The following is a 15,532-nucleotide window of genomic DNA, read 5'->3' as shown; positions in this document are numbered from 1 at the left end:
GGTGTTCTCCTCAGGCAGCCCGCAGTTGCAGAAAGTAGACGTCTTCCAGGTCCGGTTCGACGCGTCGGAAACCGTCATCGGGCTGGCTGTCCGCATACACGTTGATCTGCGTGCGGCCCGCCACCAGTCGGCTCGACAGCACCGTGCAGTGCCGCTGGTACTGCGCCAGTTCGGCATCGCTGACACTGCGGCGCCAGACGCGGTCCTGCAAGGTGGCGATCGCCGCCTGCGGCGCGCCGTCGATCAGCACGCGCCCCTTGGCGATCATGGCCATGCGGGGACACAGATTGGTCACGTCTTCGACGATGTGGGTCGACAGGATCACCACCACGTTGTCGCCGATGCGCGCCAGCAGGTTCAGGAAGCGCTGGCGTTCATCAGGGTCCAGGCCGGCGGTCGGTTCGTCGACGATCACCAGGCGCGGCGCGCCCAGCAGCGCCTGGGCGATGCCGAAGCGCTGGCGCATGCCGCCCGAATAGCTGGCGACGGCGCGCTTGCGCACCTCCCACAGATTGGTCAGCTGCAGCAGCGCCTCGACCGCCTCGCGCCGCTCGCCCCGCTGATGCAGTCCCTTCAGGATGGCAAAGTGATTGAGCAGCTCGACCGCGCTGACCCGGGGATAGACGCCAAAATCCTGCGGCAGGTAGCCGAGCTGGCGCCGCAGCGCCGCCTTGTCGCTGGCGACGTCGACGCCATTGAACCGCATGCTGCCGCTGTCGGGATCCTGCAGGGTGGCGATGGTGCGCATCAGCGAGGACTTGCCGGCGCCATTCGGCCCGAGCAGGCCAAACAGACCGGCGGGAATTTCCAGGCTGACGTTATTGATGGCGTGAACGCCGTTGTCGTAGGTTTTGTCGAGCGCTTTGAGCGATAGCATGGCGGGACTCCGGAGTAGGAAGAAGTCCAGCGTAGCGGCGCGCCGCCGGCCACGCCAGCGGCGCCACACGAACGGCGCAATGTGCCAGGCGAACGGTCGAAAAGCGTGACGAACGGCGCGCCAGTGCGTTCCTTCACCGCGACTATTACGCCATCTATGCGCCGCTGGCCGACGGCAAGCGGATGATGACACCACCACCTACGCCAACACTGTGTCGGATTACGCGGCTCCGCCGCTAATCCGGCCTACCGTCTTCCACCTTCTCTGCCGCAAACGCCGCCGCATCGCTCTCGAACATGTCTTCCAGCTCCTCGCGCGCCTGGCGCGTGAGGGACATGACTTTTTGCTGGTCCTGGAAGTGCGGCGCCACTTCCAGCAGGGTTTTCAGGTTATGCCGGCCAAAGATGCCGGCCGCGCGCTGCGCCCGCTCCGCGCTGAAGCCCACCTGCTGCAAGGTCTGCTCGCCCAGCAGCAGGGCGGCCGCGAACGTCTCGCGCTCGATCAGGGTCACGCCCCGTTTCATCAATTCATAGTAATGCGTGACGTTGCGCGCGCGCGCCAAAATCGTCAGTTCGGGCAGGCGCAGGCGCACCGCGTCGACCAGGGCCAGGCTGTCTTCCACGTTGTCGATGGCGATCACCAGCGCCCTGGCCTTTTCGATGCCGGCCGCCACCAGCAAGTCCACGCGCGTGGCGTCGCCATAAAACACTTTAAAGCCGAACTTGCGCAGCAGGTCGATCTGGTCCGGGTCGTGATCGAGCACCGTCACGCCGATCTTGTTGGCCGCCAGCAGGCGGCCGATGATCTGGCCGAAACGGCCAAAGCCGGCAATGACGATGGGGTTGTCCTGCGCCTCGATATGGTCGTCGGGGCGGCGCTTCTTGTCGCTCTGCAGGCGCGGCGCGACGAATTTGTCGTGCGCCAGCAGCAGCAAGGGCGTGGCCACCATCGACAGGGTCACCACCACGACCAGCAGCGCGGCCGTCTCCGGCGCAAACACGTGCGCGGCCTCGGCGGCGGCAAACACGACGAAGGCGAATTCGCCGCCCTGCGACAGCAGCAGCGCAAAGAACAGCTGCTGGCCGCGGGGAATGTCGACAAACTTCGACAGCACGTACAGCAAGGCGATTTTCACCGCCAGCAGCCCCGCCACCAGTGCCAGGATCAGCAGCGGCTGGGCGCGCAGCACGCCGAAATCGACGGACATGCCGACGGCGATGAAGAACAGGCCCAGTAACAGCCCCTTGAACGGCTCCAGGTCGGAAATGAGCTCATGGCGGTATTCGGAATCGGCCAGCAGCACACCCGCCATGAAGGTGCCCAGCGCCATCGACAGGCCCACCGATTCCATCAGCACGCAGATGGCGATCACCAGCAGCAGGGCGAAGGCCGTGAAGATTTCGCGCAAATCCGTCCTGGCGATGAAGCGCAGGATGGGGTTCACGAGGAAGCGCCCGCCGATCACCAGCGCCGCCAGCACGGCGGCCAGCTTGGCCACGCGCAGCCAGCCCGGTTCGCCGCTGTGCGTGACGAGGCCGCCCAAGAGCGGCACCAGCGCGATCATGGGAATGGCGGCGATATCCTGGAACAGCAAAATGGAAAAGCCGGCGGAACCGGCCGGCGTAGTCATCAGCTTGCGTTCGCCCAGGGTGGCCAGCACGATGGCCGTCGACGACAGCGACAGCCCCAGCGCCCCGACCAGCGCCGTGCGCCAGTCTACGCCAAAGGCCATGGCCACGGCGCACAAGCCCGCGCTGACGACGCCCACCTGCGCCCCGCCCCAGCCGAAAATCGGCCGGCGCAGCAGCCACAAGCGTTTCGGTTCGAGTTCCAGCCCGATCAGGAACAACAGCAGCACCACGCCGAATTCGGAAAAGCTGAGGATCACCTCGACATTCTTGATCAGGCCCAGGCCCCACGGTCCGATGACGACGCCAGCCACCAGGTAGCCCAGCACGGCGCCCATGCCCAGACGCTTGGCCAGCGGCACCATGATGATGGCGGCGACCAGGTAAAACAGTATGTTGATGAGAAAGCTGTGGTGTTCCATGCGGGATCCGGTAAAACGTGATTGGAATCGCAATCATGCCTGATTCGCCCCCGGCATGTCCAAATCCATGCCTGAAAGCAGGTTGGCACAGACAGCCAGACGATTGATCTGGCGCAGATGGCGCACGTCAAATAGGCGAAAAATCAAGCATGGCAGCCTGAGTGTCCCGGATACCCGGCCGGCCAATCGAGGAGCGGCCATCATGAGAGAACAGTCAGACGGCAACACCGAGTCCAGGTCGGCGCTGGTGGAAGAACGGCCAGCGATGCCTGCCCCGGGCAGCGAGCTATTGGCATTGCTGCGCCAGGCCCACACGCTGGCCACAATGAAAGATCCGCCGTCACGTTCGATCACCACCAGCCTGATGCTGTTCACCCTGGCCAGGGCCGATGACCTTGTACAGCCATCAATACAGGCGCCGCCCGACGCGCTCTTTTTTAGCCGCGCACTCAAGGAACTGGCCGGTGAGAGCTTGCAGGCGACATGGTCCGGATATTTTTCGTTCCAATACAGCAGTATCAGCGCCCCCTTGGCCAGCGAGACCAGTACGGACGAGCTTACCTATTCGCTGAATGCCGAAAAATGGCTGAGCAATGCGGCTGTCGCGGCACGCCAGGCCGGTCGCGACAGCGTCACGGTGGGCGACTTGATCAGCGCGCTATGGTCTTTAAAGGAAGGCAAATTCATGTCCTTGCTGCACCAGATGGGCATCGACATGGCACAGCTGCAAGCCGCCTACGAACGGCACCCGCTGGCCAAGGTGGCCCAGCAATCACCCGAAAACGTACTCGACATTCTGGCGCATGACCACCCTTCATTGCTGGACTACATGGAATTTGCGCAATACGCGATCGCGATCGTGGCTTTCCTCACCAGCGACCAAACCCGCGGCTCCATCAGTATCAGCATCCAGGCGCCATGGGGCGCCGGCAAATCTTCGCTGATGCGCCAGATCCAGCATCAGCTCGATCCTCCGAGGCCCGCCGAGCCAGAAAGCGGCACGTTCAAGACGCGCGATGTGCTGCGCTTTCTCGACCGGAAATCCGGGCCCGACAAGCAAGTATTCGTCGACGAAAGCAAGCGCTGGACCGTCTGGTTCAATGCCTGGAAATACGAAAGTTCCGAGCAAGTCTGGGCCGGCCTGGTGGACGCCATCGTCAGTCAGGTCAGCGACCGGCTGAGCCCTGTCGAACGCGAGCTATTCCTGTTGCGCCTGAATCTGTCGCGCATAGACGATGGCGTGGTGCGCAGAAAAATCTATGACCGGGTCGGCACTTTCTGGTGGATCAAGGTGCGCCGCTGGCTGCTGGGGGCCATGGGCCTGATCATCAGTCTGGTGAGCGTGTCGCTCATTCAGCCCGATAGTCTGCCTGCGGCGATCAGGACATGGCTCGATGCCGCTGCCGTGGCCATTCCGACAGCCATCGGCACGCAAATTGCGATTACCGTGTATGCGGTACAGGCCTTCTTCAGCAGTAGAAAAAAGGTAGCGGACGAGCCTGCCAAATTCAGTCTGGCGGAATATGTCCGCGTGCCCGACTATGCCAGGACGGTCGGCATCATGCACCAGATTCACCAGGATTTGCGACGCGTGATGCACTCTCTGCCCCAGCGTCGCACGCAACATGGCGATGGCGCGCCCGTCATCGCGCCACTGGTCATCTTCATCGATGACCTCGACCGTTGCTCGCCCGGCAAAATTGCCAGCGTCGTCGAGGGTATCAACACGTTCCTGGCAGGCGACCAGTCCGAATTCCTGTTTGTGATCGGCATGGATCCGCAGATCGTCGCGGCGGCGCTCGAGCACGCGCACAGGGACATCAAGAAGCAATTGCCCTCCTATGAAAAACTGGTGCCGCTGGGATGGCGCTTCATGGACAAATTCATCCAGCTGGCGTTTACCATTCCGCCCAGCCGGCATTTGAAAAATGGCAAATTTATCGATTATCTGATCGGCTCGGAATCGCAGGCCGGCGCTACCGCGTCGGCAGGATCCGGGGCACAACAGGCTTCCCATGCCGGCGCAGCGGAAGCGCAAACGCATGCCCGGACGAAAAGCGAGGCGCCGCAGGACGCCAGTGAGCGGCAGCGCCGCGCCAGCTCGCAATTCATGCGGGATGGCAAAGACGTGCAGACCGTCCTGCGCGGCATCAGCAAAGAGTATGCGTGCGGGCCACGGGAAATCAAGCGCACGCTCAATTTCGTGCGCTTTGTGCTGCTGCTGCGCATTGCACGGATAAGCTATGGCTTGCCGGTGCCGTCGCTGGCGCAATACCAGCGCTGGATCGTGCTATGCATACGCTGGCCGGACATGGCCCTGTGGCTGCAATGGGGTGGCTCGATGCCGCCCCATGCCAGCACCACGCCCAACATGGATGATGTGGTCTCCAGGCGCTTGTGCTGTCTCGAGGAATGCAGCGCCTTGCCCGACAATGACCGTGAAAAATGGAGCACCAGCGCCGCTATCCGGCTAGGCCTGCCTTCCGGCCAAGTGAGCTGGCTGGAAGATCCCGAGATCTACCATTTTTTTTCGCATGAAACATCGCTGCCAAGGGAAGAGCGCTTGTCCAGCGGCGCGGTGATCGGGTTTTATTAATGTGCCGCGAATGCGCGGTCAGTGCCGGCGATGGGAGGCAGTCACGCCTCTCCATCAGCCTGGTTCAGGGAACCTTTCCGTCAATCTGCGCGCGCAGTGCCGCCACGTCGACGCGCTTGAGGTAGCTTTCGATGTTCTTCCATACGGCGTGATAGCCGTACCCGCCATTTTTCAGCTCGTCGATCGCCTTCTCGCGCGGCCAGTCCTGGTACAGCATGCGGTACATGGCTGCCATCATGCCCGTGCGGTCGGCGCCGTGCAGGCAATGCAGCAGCACGGGTCCCTGCTGTGCTGCGGCGCGGATGGCGCGCATGGTGTCGATCACGTGCTTGTCGCGGATGGCCCAGGTATTGATGGGAATGCGTACGGCACGGATGCCGCTGCCATCGAGCACCTGCGTATCTGAGTGAAAGGAGCGCAGGCTGATCACCGTCTTCACGCCCAGCGCCTGCAGCTGGGCCACGTCGCTGCTATCGAGCCTGGCGCTGCGGTACAGGACGGGCGTGACCTGGTGCAGGTTCGACACCTGCGGCAGCGGCGTGGCCCACTCGGCATTGCGCTGCGACGGCAGGGGCGCCTGCGCGCCGGCGGAACCGGCCGCCAGGGCCAGGGACAACAGCAGGAGATACGACGAGGGTGGCAAGGTCATGACTTCCTCTTGTATGAAAACCACAGCAGTACGCCGGCCAGCAGCAGCGACACCCAGTAGTCGGTCGGCGCCCACCACAGCCAGTGCTTGTGCCAGGCGATGTGGGCCGGATTGAAGTGCGCCACGCCATAGGCGGGATTGAGCACGAACCACAGATAATCCTCGATGATCCAGAACAGCATGATGCAGCCGATGGCGCGACATTCAAGACGCAGCGACCATTGCGCCAGGAAGATCATGGGGAAATGGAAAAACAGGGCGATAAAGGGAAAGACCCAGGCATGGTAACCGGTCATCGGCCGCCCGCCCCAGAAGATATCGAGCAGCCAATGGCTTTCGATGCGCCAGGTGGGCAGGTTCGCGGCCCAGCCGGCCGCGCCTTCGATCTGGATTTCCACCTGCGCAAAAAATAATCCCAGCAGCGCCACCCAGGCCAGGGTCAGGGCGATCTGCCAGGGTTTTGCTACGGCGCCCGTCATGCCACGCTCTGCGCCAGTACCTGCGTCAACACGTCACAGGCGGCGCGCGGACGGCCCAGCGCCAGCGCCTTTGCGCGCATGGCTTGCAACTGTTCAGGATGTTCAAGCAGCAGGCGCACGCGGTATTCCAGGGTGACGGCGTCGAATGCCTTCAAGGCCACGCCCTGCTCCAGCAGATAGTCGGCATTGCGCTCTTCCTGGCCGGGTATCGGCGAGTTGACGATCATGGGCAAGCCCAGCGCCAGGCATTCCGACGTGGTCAGGCCGCCCGGCTTGGTGATCACCAGGTCGGCGCACGCCATCAGGCGCTCGACTTCGCTGGTGAAGCCTTGCGCCAGCAGGCGGCCCGGATACTGGCCGGCCAGCGTCTGCAGCGCCGCCAGCGCGGCGGCGTTTTTCCCCGCCAGCACGACCAGCTGGAAGTCGCCTGGCAGCGCCAGCAGGCGCGCGGCGACCGTTTCAAGGCTGCCCAGTCCCGCTCCGCCGCCCATCAGCAAGATCGTCGTGCGCCGCGGGTCGATGCCAAACGCCTGCGCGCACTGCACGCGGTCGGGCGCCTGCGCGAACGCGGGCATGATGGGGATGCCCGTCACGTGGATGCGCTCGGCGGGGATGCCTTCGTGGCGCATGCGGAACGCCACTTCGTCGGTGGCGGCGAAATAACCTTCCATCTGCTCGTGCACCCACATGCGGTGCAAGTCGAAATCCGTGACCTGCACCCACACGGGGCAAGCCAGCTGCTGCTGGCGCAGTGCGCGCGACAGCAGTTCGGCCGGCAGGAAATGCGTGCAGATGATGGCGTCGGGCTGGAAGGCGGCGATCTGCGTCATCAGCGCGCGCGTATTGAGGCGCTCGACGCCGCGGCGCAAGCGCTGCATCGAGCTGTCGCGCGGCGCGTCGTGGGTGGCGTGATACAGATAGCCCCACAGCGCGGGCGCCTTGTTGACCAGCTTGATATAGAAATCCGTGTACAGCTTGCGGAAGGCGGGCGTGACGAAATCCATCACGTCGAGATGCAGGGCCAGCGCCGCAGGGCCACCACCGTGGCCATCGCGCGCCGCATATGCCTCGATGGCCTGCGCCGCGCGCATGTGGCCGGCGCCGGCCGAAACGCTCAGGAGTAGAATTTTTTGTGTCATGGAAAACCAATCCGGGGAACAGGTGAGCGCGGACGCGGAAAATTTATTGGCAGGATAACATTGCTGCAAGCGGCGCGGCTTGATCTGGCCCTGCGCGCGTGCAGGCCGGCGCTAGCCAATGACGGGGATGGGCAGGGCCGACACTTTCCAGCTGCCTTTGAGCTTGCGCTCCATCAGGGCCGGCAAGGCGCTGGCGTCGGGCGCGCCTTTCTTCGTGAACGTCACCGGCACCAGCAGATAGATGGTGACCTTGTCATCGTCGGCGATGTCTTCTTCCTCCGGCGCCGGATTCCAGCGCTTGTCGATGGCCAGCAGCGCATCGACGCCGTCCGGCCACGCCAGGTCCGCCAGGTGGGGATCGTCGCGCCGCAGCAGCTCGCCCGCCGCCAGGCTGGCCTGGTCGAGCGTGCGCCGTCCCAAGCGTGCCAGCAGCGCCACGGGAAAGCGCCATGGGCTGTGCTCCGCGAAGCCGTGCACGGTCAGCGGCCAGCGGGCCGGCAGGCACAAAGCCAGCTCCGTCATCGGGGATTGCTGGAACAGGCCAACCGTAAACAACAGCTTGAAATCGCGCTTGCCGCCGATGCAGCTGATGCCCAGCGAAAAGCGCGCGTCGCCACTGTCCGGACTGAACACGGCCGGCAGCACCCAGCCGGCGCTGTTGTGCATGAAGGTGCGGATCGCTTCCTGCGGTGACGCGGCCGCTTGCTGCGGCACGTCGAGTATGCTGACGCCGCCGGCGGCAGCGAGCAATCGGGCGATGGCGGGAAAACCCCAGCCGGTGGCGATATCGACGGGCGCCTGGTTCCAGCGCGTATGCAGGCGGTTCGGATTGGCGCCCCGCTGCAGCAGCAATGCTGCCACGTCCTGGTGGCCGCCGACGCAGGCGCTGTCCAGCGGCGACAGTATATTGTCCGGCAAGCCATCGACGGCGGCGCCCTGCTCGAGCAGCCAGCGGCAAGTATCGAGGTGGCCATGGCTGGCCGCCGCATCCAGCGGCGTCAGGTTGCGGTAACCGGGCAAGGGCAGATCGACGTCCATGCCCAGTGACACGAGCAGGGCGCAGACCTCGCGGCTGCCGCCGGCCGCGGCCAGGTGCAGCAGCGATTCGCCGTCATCCATATTGTAGCGGCGCAAGGTCAACAGCAGCGGTGTAGCCTCGAGCAGGCTGCGCACCTGTTCCACCTGATTCTCGCCGACGGCGTCGCACAGGCGAAAAAACGCTTCGCGGTGCTGGTTATAGAGTGTTTTGTCGACCATGCCTGTTCCCTGCTCGTGGTGGCGGCGCCATCATCGAGCGGAGAATAGCATTTTCTTTCGATTAATCTGCGCGATGTGACAACTTCGGTGTGCGCGTCGGCGGCAATGCCAGGCCGGCCGGCGCGGCATCCGTGCGCAGCACCGGATACAGGTTCAGGCGCTCATCCCAGGAAGCGTGGCGGCGGGCGAAGAACTCCAGGCGCGCGGCCGGGCTCTTGGCAAATACAGGATCGCTGCCCAGCTTTGCGTGGAACTGCGCCGCCAGCGCCGGGTCGGCCGCCAGCTGCGCGCGCGCCACATCTTCGGCCACGTATTCTTCCATGTATTCCTTGCGCTCGAAGGCCGTATTGAAACTGCCCCAGGCCAGCAGGGAATCGGGCGCGCGCGGCTCGAACAGGGCCACGACCAGGCGCGCCTTGGCCTGGTTGACGGGCACGTACAGCGCGCCCGCAGCGACCACGCGCTCCTCTTTCTGCCACTCGCCCTGCACGGCCGTCGTCTGGCGTCCCTCGAACGACTGCGCCCCGAATTTGACGGCCGTGGCGCGGAAGGTTTCGACCGGCAGCTTGCCCGGCGCGCCGGCGAGCACCTGGTACGACACGCCGTGCTGGCGCAGCTTGGCCGCCACCATCTGCGCCTGCGCGGCGGGCACCAGATAGCCGGCTTTCGGCGCAGCCTGCTGCAGGTCGGGCACGATCTCGTCGCGCAGGGGTACGTTCCAGATCTGCGGCGTCGTTTCGTCGTAGCGCGTCATCAGCGTGCCCGATACTTCGGATGGCGTGCGCGTGTAGGCGTAGCCGCGAAACGCGATCATGCGGCTCTTGTCCGTGGTTTTATACGTGAGCGGCAAGGTCGTACCGGCCAGCTGCGCGGCGCGCGCGTCCGCCTCGAGCGCCGTTTGCCGCCACTGCGCGCCATGCTGCGCCACTTGCGACAGCAGCGAGACGATGGTGTTGCGCGTGATGCGCACGCGGGTCGGATAATCCTTCCACGAATGGGTTTCCACCAGCATGCCGAAGCGGTTGCGCAGCTGGAAATAGCCGTGCGAGAAGCGCGGGTTCGGCGCCGAATCGACAAAACCCGATTGCGGATTGTCGTTCTCGGCAAACGAAATATAGAACGGCTTCGGATCGGAACCCTGCTTGGCCAGGTCGGCCAGCACGCCGTCGCGCAGCGCCGTTCCCGCCACGCGCAGGGCAGCATCACCTGCATGCACGGGTTCGACCTGAATCGAGATATCGGGTTCGAACTGGGCGCCATCGGTGACGTGCAGGTCGACATACGCCAGCGGATCCCAGGCATTGACCAGCGCCAGCATGTGCTGCATCTCGGGCGAATCGGCCTTCATGTATTCGCGGTTCAGATTGTAGTTTTGCGCCGTGCTGCGCCAGCCCATTTCCACGGGGCCGCGCTGGTTCGGACGGTTCCACTGGCCGAAGCGCTCATGGCCATCGACATTGAAGACGGGCACGAACAGCAGCACCTGTTTATCGAGCACGCCGGGCGCCGCCTTGCCCTCCAATACTTCGCGCAAGGCCAGGAAACCCGCATCCTTGCCGTCGATTTCCCCCGCATGGATACCACCCTGCACCAGCAGTACCGGTATCTTGCGCAGCTTGGCCGCGTCCGGCGTCAGCGCGCCCGTGTTGGAAACGGCCAGCGCCAGCATGGGGCGGTTTTCCGGCGTGCGGCCAAATTCCACACAGCGCACCTGCTTTGGATAGCGCGCCTGGAACTGGCGGCACAAGACTTCCACCTCAGCGTAGCGGCCCGTATTTAAAAAGCCCGAGCGCTCGGCCACCGTGGTCAACGGCGAAGCGGCAGATACAGGGGCAGAAAACAGAGACAACAAGGCGGCGGACAACACGGCGTGGCGTAGCATGGGTCAAACTCCATCGAGAGAGGACAAGCGGGCAATTATAGAGTGGCGGCCGGATAAAAACGCGCCGGAAAATAAAAAAGCCGGGACAGCGTCAGCTGCTCCGGCCTTGCTCTGGCAAGCGTGAATTACGAGCCAAAGTGGTAGTTGAATTCGACCCATCCCTGGCGGCCTTGCGGGCTGTAGTTGCCGATCGGGTAGTACGGCCAGCCGTTGCTGGTATCGCGCTTGATCTTGTCGAACACGTTGTTGACGATCAGCGACACGGTGGCGCGGTCGTTGATGCGGTACACGGTACTGATGTTGGCCAGCGCCGTCGGCGTCAGGTAGCCCTTGCCGGCAGAGTCAGGCACCTTGCCGTAGCGGCTGACCAGCAAGGTATTCGACCAGTCGCCTGCGCCCCAGTTGACGCTCAGGTTCAGCTTGTCGGGCCAATCCCTGTTGGTCATCGATTTGGTTTCATCGGTCTCTGCGTCACCGGCGAATTGCTGCGATTTCTTGCTCAGCACCCGCGCGTAGTTGGCCTTGAAGGCGAAGCGGCCATAGTCCGCCGTGCGCAGCACATACTTCAGGCTGACGTCGATGCCGCTGCTGCTTTGCTTGGCCGCGTTGATCGGGTTGACGGTGATGGTCTTGATCTCGCCCGCCTTGTTCAAGGCATTGGCCGCATAACGCTCGATGCGGCCCACGGTATCGATACAGGTCGGCGAGCCGATCTCGGCCTTGCCCAGGCGGCAATCGGATTCGTCGCGCAGCAGCTTGTCGGCGTCCAGGTTCGTCACCAGGTCGTCGATCTTGATGTTCCAGTAGTCGACCGAAACGTCGAAATTGGCACTCGGCGACCAGACGGCGCCCACGCCGAAGGACTTGCCCTTTTCCGACTGCAGCTCGCGGCTGCCGTTCTGCACGTAATCGGCGCCCGGCGATTTATTCGCATACTCGCAGCCGTCGATGGCTTGTCCGGCGGCGTCGCAACGGTAGTAGTCGGTGGTGCTCGCATAATAGCCTTTGCCGCGGGCCTGGTAGATGTAGTTCATGTCCGGCGCACGGAAGCTGGTGGCGTAGTTGGCGCGGAACAGCAGCTCCGGCGCCGGGCGCAGTTCCAGCCCGCCGTTGTAGGTGAACTTGCCTTCCTTGCGGCCGGCAAAGCTGTAGCGGTCATAACGGCCAGCCACGGTACCGGTCAGCTTCTCATGCAGCGGCACATTCAATTCCGCGCCCAGCGCATAGCGCGAACGGGTGCCGGCCGTGGTGCCCGAACCGGTGGCGATATTGAAATAGCCCTGGTCGATGCGCGCGTCGGGTTCGTTGCTGAAGCCCTGCTTGCTCGCCTCGGCAATCGTGGCAATTTTCACCGTGCCGGCAGGCAGCTGGAACAGGTCGCCATTCGTGGCCAGGCTCAGGGTATTCGTCCAGGCCTTGTCACGGCTGTCGCTGTAGCCGGTGATGCCGTCGAATTCGGCAGCCGTCAGGCGGCGCGACAGGCGCGCCGCATCCGGCGCGTAAATGGCCACGCCCTTGGCGTCCGTGCCCAGCTTGGGCCCCAGGAAGAAGCTGTCGATGTTCGACAACATGCGCGGCGTGTGGCCTTCGCTCTTGTAGATGGAAGCGTTGTAGTTGGCTTCATACTGCCATGCCGTGCCGGGAATGCGGCCCTTGGCGCCCAGCGAGATGGCCGTGGCCACGTCCTCCCAACTGCGCTTGTAGCGCTGCACGCCGCCGATTTCCTCGGGCGCCATGAAGCGGGTCCACTCTTCGTAGGCGCCGGTGTTCTGGTTCAGGAAAGAGCCGCCGTTCAGCGATGCCGAGGTCCACGACGGGCCGCGTGTATTGTTGACGGTCTTGTTCTTGCCAAGCAGGAAATCGGCAAACAGCGTGGTCTCCGCATCGAGCTCGTAATTGGCGCTGCCGAACACGTTCTGGCTGCTGTTCTTGGTCTGCGTGGTCCAGTAGGTCGGACGGGCTTTCGGGCTGGCGCAATAGCTGCCGTTCTTCGCCTGGTACTTGACGACGCTGCCGCCGAACAGGTCGCCGAACTGGTTGCAGGTGTCGCCCAGGTCGACATAGCTGCCGGACGTGCCGGAGGCCTGGGTGCGGCGCGAAGCAATCGTGGTCGGCACGCCGGAGCGGCTGGTCATGAAGTCGCGGTCCATGCTCCACAGAGGGTCGCGTTCGCTCAGCTCCACGCTGAACAGGGTATGCAGCTTGTCGACATTGCCGCCGCCCGTCAGTTGCACGCGCTGGTTGCCGGCGCCGCCGCGCGAGGTACCGCCAACCTTGACGTTGATATCGAAGCCTTCCGCCTGTTTTTTCAGGATCACGTTGACCACGCCGGCGATGGCGTCCGAGCCATAGATGGCCGAGGCGCCGCCGTTGAGGATCTCGATGCGGTCGACAATGCTAGCCGGGATGTTCGCCAGGTTGGTGAAGTTGACGGCGCCGTCATAGGCGATGGGGAAGTCGGCCAGGCGGCGGCCGTTCAGCAGGATCAGGGTATGGTTTGGACCGAGGCCGCGCAGGCTGATGGTATTGGCCGACGGCGTGAAGGTATTGCCGTAATCCTCGCCCTGCGTAAAACCGCTGTTCTGCACCTGGCTGGTCAGCGCGTCGAAGACGTTCTTGTAGCCTTGCTTGGTGATTTCATCGCCGGTCAGGATGGTGACGGAAGACGGGCCTTCCAGGCTGGCGCGGGGAATGCGCGAACCGGTGACCACGACGGCTGGCGGGGTGGCCGCCGGCTGCTGATCCGCTGCGGGCGCTTGCGTTTGCGCGTGCGCCTGCCATGCGGTGCCGCCCAGGATGGCCAGTACGCCAAGGCTGAGCGGGGTTAAACTTGAACTGTTTCGACATCGTTGCGCTTCTCAAGGTGGGAGAAAAGCGGGAAGATAGCAAAATGCCAGTCATTCCAGAACGAATGGATTCATCTTTCTATATATCAAAATTGTTATATAGAAAGATTCATGAGCAGGAAAACGCTACGCGCTGACCCTGGCGCATGGCAGGAACCTGCGCCTTAACGGCGCATGATGGCAATTTCCTTGTGCGATGGCCGCAACAGGCGCGTGGCCGTGTCGGCCGGACGCTCGATCGAACTCAACAGTCTGATGGCGCCCGTGGCCGGCGTGCAGCTGCCGCTGCTGCGGTAGCGCAGCGCCGCCGCCAGCATGCCTTCGGCCGGATCGCCCAGCTGGTGCTGGTAATCATCGGCCATGTCGCAGGTCGGCGCCATGCCGTCGGCAAAGTCGCCAAAGCCCTTGGCGTTGACGCCCTGGAACTGCACGGCAAAATACGTGGTGCCGCAATTGGGCGTGGGATAGAAACCGTAGGGCTTGCCGCACGTCGTGCCGCCGATCAGGTTCACTTGCACGTCTACGCCGCGCAAGCCGTTGATGATGGCTTCGCTGGCCGAGCAGGTATTACCCGTTGTCAGCAAGGTCACGCGCTTGAGACCCAGCGTGGGCAGCGCCGTCCCCTTGGACAGGGGATTGGGCGCGGGAAAGCCCTGGCTTTGCGCATGGAATGGCACGGGTGCTTCCGGCCGCGTCTTGTCATTGAAGAGCACCTGTTCGAAGGTCTTGCCGGTGGTCACTTGCGGGCCGGCAATCATGTAAGCGAGTTCGCTGGCCACATCGAGGTAACCGCCGCCGTTGTAGCGCACGTCGAGCACCAGGTCGCTGATGCCGGCCGCCTGGAAGCGGCCCATGGTCTCGGCCAGCTGGCGTTCGGCCACGTTGTTGTGGGTGTTGAAGGTCAGATAGCCCACCTTGCCCGTCGGCGTGTCGATGATGCGCTCGTTCTGCACGGCGCTGGTGCTCACGTCCAGCGCCGTCAGGCTCACGGACAGGGGCGCGCCGTTGCGGCTGAAGCCCAGCGCGTGCGTGCCTTGCGCCTTGGGGAACAGGCCGGCGTTAAGGATACCCACACTGGCAGCGTCGGGGGCATGGACGAAATCGACGCCATCGACGGTTTGCAGCACGTCGCCGCGCCGCAAGCCCGCCCGGTCGGCCGGCGAGCCTGGCTCGACGATCGAGATCACGGCCGTGCGCGGCGGCGTGGTGCGCGTCAACGCCAGCAGCATGCCGTAACCGAGTTCCACGCCGTTGAGCGAGTCTTCCCACTCTGCCGTCGGCAAGGTGAAATGAAACTGGTCCTTCGGCTTGCCGGACGCCGTCGTGGCCGTCGTTTTCAGCACATCGAAATACGCCTTGGCCGTGGTGAAGCTTTGCGGCTGGTAGGTGGTCGGCACTTCGCGGTACCACAGATACGTTTCATCGATCCAGCTGCGCACCCACGTCTGCTCATCGAGCAAGCTGCCAGACTTGTCGATGCTGCTGCCGCTGCGCGGTGCCTCGCAGCGGTTCGCGACCGTCGAGGACGCGACCAACGCCGTCGGGCCCACCGGCGTCAAGGGTGGCACGACGGGCGCGCTATCGCTGCCGCCTCCTCCGCCTCCGCCGCAGGCACTCAACAACAATACGAGAGGAACGGCCAGGGATGAGAGGCGCAGGGCAGGCATGACAAACTTTCTGAAAAGAAATTATCTAAAAATTATAATGCGTTTTGTCAGCAGACGTTGTTTTCTTTGATACAAAAAAATGGCGCCCGC

The 15,532-nt window shown here is 63.7% G+C and carries 10 protein-coding genes; 1 reads left to right on the top strand and 9 read right to left on the bottom strand.

The features are described 5' to 3' along the window. Positions 1-10: 10 nt before the first annotated feature. Positions 11-877 carry an ABC transporter ATP-binding protein gene (locus tag P9875_RS02855; protein ID WP_099401254.1) on the bottom strand — a complete coding sequence of 289 codons (867 nt, stop codon included), beginning with the start codon at positions 875-877 and terminating at the stop codon, positions 11-13. A 235-nt stretch (positions 878-1,112) separates the two neighbouring features. Further along, complete coding sequence (kefC, locus tag P9875_RS02850; protein ID WP_099401253.1) at positions 1,113-2,927, bottom strand: glutathione-regulated potassium-efflux system protein KefC; 1,815 nt, start codon at positions 2,925-2,927, stop codon at positions 1,113-1,115. Positions 2,928-2,982: 55 nt separating this feature from the next. Here kefC and P9875_RS02845 point away from each other — a divergent pair, with 55 nt between their 5' ends. Next, positions 2,983-5,523, top strand: a complete 2,541-nt coding sequence (locus P9875_RS02845; protein ID WP_278317533.1) for a KAP family P-loop NTPase fold protein — start codon at positions 2,983-2,985, stop codon at positions 5,521-5,523. 64 nt (positions 5,524-5,587) lie between these two features. Here P9875_RS02845 and P9875_RS02840 read toward each other — a convergent pair whose 3' ends face one another. From P9875_RS02840 to P9875_RS02810, 7 genes are all read right to left on the bottom strand, one after another. After that, the gene (locus P9875_RS02840; RefSeq protein WP_278317532.1) at positions 5,588-6,172 is read right to left on the bottom strand and encodes a tyrosine-protein phosphatase; all 585 of its coding nucleotides are present in this window, start codon (positions 6,170-6,172) and stop codon (positions 5,588-5,590) included. Continuing rightward, positions 6,169-6,651, bottom strand: coding sequence for a hypothetical protein (locus tag P9875_RS02835; RefSeq protein WP_035823918.1), 483 nt, complete (start codon positions 6,649-6,651; stop codon positions 6,169-6,171). Before P9875_RS02835 ends, P9875_RS02840 begins: the two co-directional genes overlap by 4 nt. Continuing rightward, the gene (locus tag P9875_RS02830) at positions 6,648-7,790 is read right to left on the bottom strand and encodes an MGDG synthase family glycosyltransferase (RefSeq protein WP_278317531.1); all 1,143 of its coding nucleotides are present in this window, start codon (positions 7,788-7,790) and stop codon (positions 6,648-6,650) included. Before P9875_RS02830 ends, P9875_RS02835 begins: the two co-directional genes overlap by 4 nt. Before the next feature lie 111 nt (positions 7,791-7,901). Further along, positions 7,902-9,047, bottom strand: a complete 1,146-nt coding sequence (locus tag P9875_RS02825; RefSeq protein WP_099401249.1) for an ankyrin repeat domain-containing protein — start codon at positions 9,045-9,047, stop codon at positions 7,902-7,904. Positions 9,048-9,108: 61 nt separating this feature from the next. Further along, a complete protein-coding gene (locus P9875_RS02820) occupies positions 9,109-10,929 on the bottom strand; it encodes a M14 family metallopeptidase (protein WP_099401248.1) in 1,821 nt (606 codons plus the stop codon). Positions 10,930-11,054: 125 nt separating this feature from the next. Then, positions 11,055-13,640, bottom strand: a complete 2,586-nt coding sequence (locus P9875_RS02815; RefSeq protein ID WP_278317530.1) for a TonB-dependent receptor plug domain-containing protein — start codon at positions 13,638-13,640, stop codon at positions 11,055-11,057. A gap of 299 nt (positions 13,641-13,939) precedes the next feature. Next, positions 13,940-15,442, bottom strand: a complete 1,503-nt coding sequence (locus tag P9875_RS02810; RefSeq protein ID WP_278317529.1) for a S41 family peptidase — start codon at positions 15,440-15,442, stop codon at positions 13,940-13,942. Positions 15,443-15,532 lie beyond the last annotated feature (90 nt).

This window comes from Janthinobacterium rivuli (assembly GCF_029690045.1).
GTDB classification, from domain to species: domain Bacteria; phylum Pseudomonadota; class Gammaproteobacteria; order Burkholderiales; family Burkholderiaceae_D; genus Janthinobacterium; species Janthinobacterium rivuli.
Note: the sequence above shows the minus strand (reverse complement) of the source record. Positions and strands in the feature narration are given on the sequence as shown.

Coding starts and splice junctions, on each gene's coding strand:
- P9875_RS02855 (WP_099401254.1), bottom strand. CDS start 877: ATGCTATCGCTCAAAGCGCTCGACAAAACCTACGACAACGGCGTTCAC.
- kefC (WP_099401253.1), bottom strand. CDS start 2,927: ATGGAACACCACAGCTTTCTCATCAACATACTGTTTTACCTGGTCGCC.
- P9875_RS02845 (WP_278317533.1), top strand. CDS start 2,983: ATGTCCAAATCCATGCCTGAAAGCAGGTTGGCACAGACAGCCAGACGA.
- P9875_RS02840 (WP_278317532.1), bottom strand. CDS start 6,172: ATGACCTTGCCACCCTCGTCGTATCTCCTGCTGTTGTCCCTGGCCCTG.
- P9875_RS02835 (WP_035823918.1), bottom strand. CDS start 6,651: ATGACGGGCGCCGTAGCAAAACCCTGGCAGATCGCCCTGACCCTGGCC.
- P9875_RS02830 (WP_278317531.1), bottom strand. CDS start 7,790: ATGACACAAAAAATTCTACTCCTGAGCGTTTCGGCCGGCGCCGGCCAC.
- P9875_RS02825 (WP_099401249.1), bottom strand. CDS start 9,047: ATGGTCGACAAAACACTCTATAACCAGCACCGCGAAGCGTTTTTTCGC.
- P9875_RS02820 (WP_099401248.1), bottom strand. CDS start 10,929: ATGCTACGCCACGCCGTGTTGTCCGCCGCCTTGTTGTCTCTGTTTTCT.
- P9875_RS02810 (WP_278317529.1), bottom strand. CDS start 15,442: ATGCCTGCCCTGCGCCTCTCATCCCTGGCCGTTCCTCTCGTATTGTTG.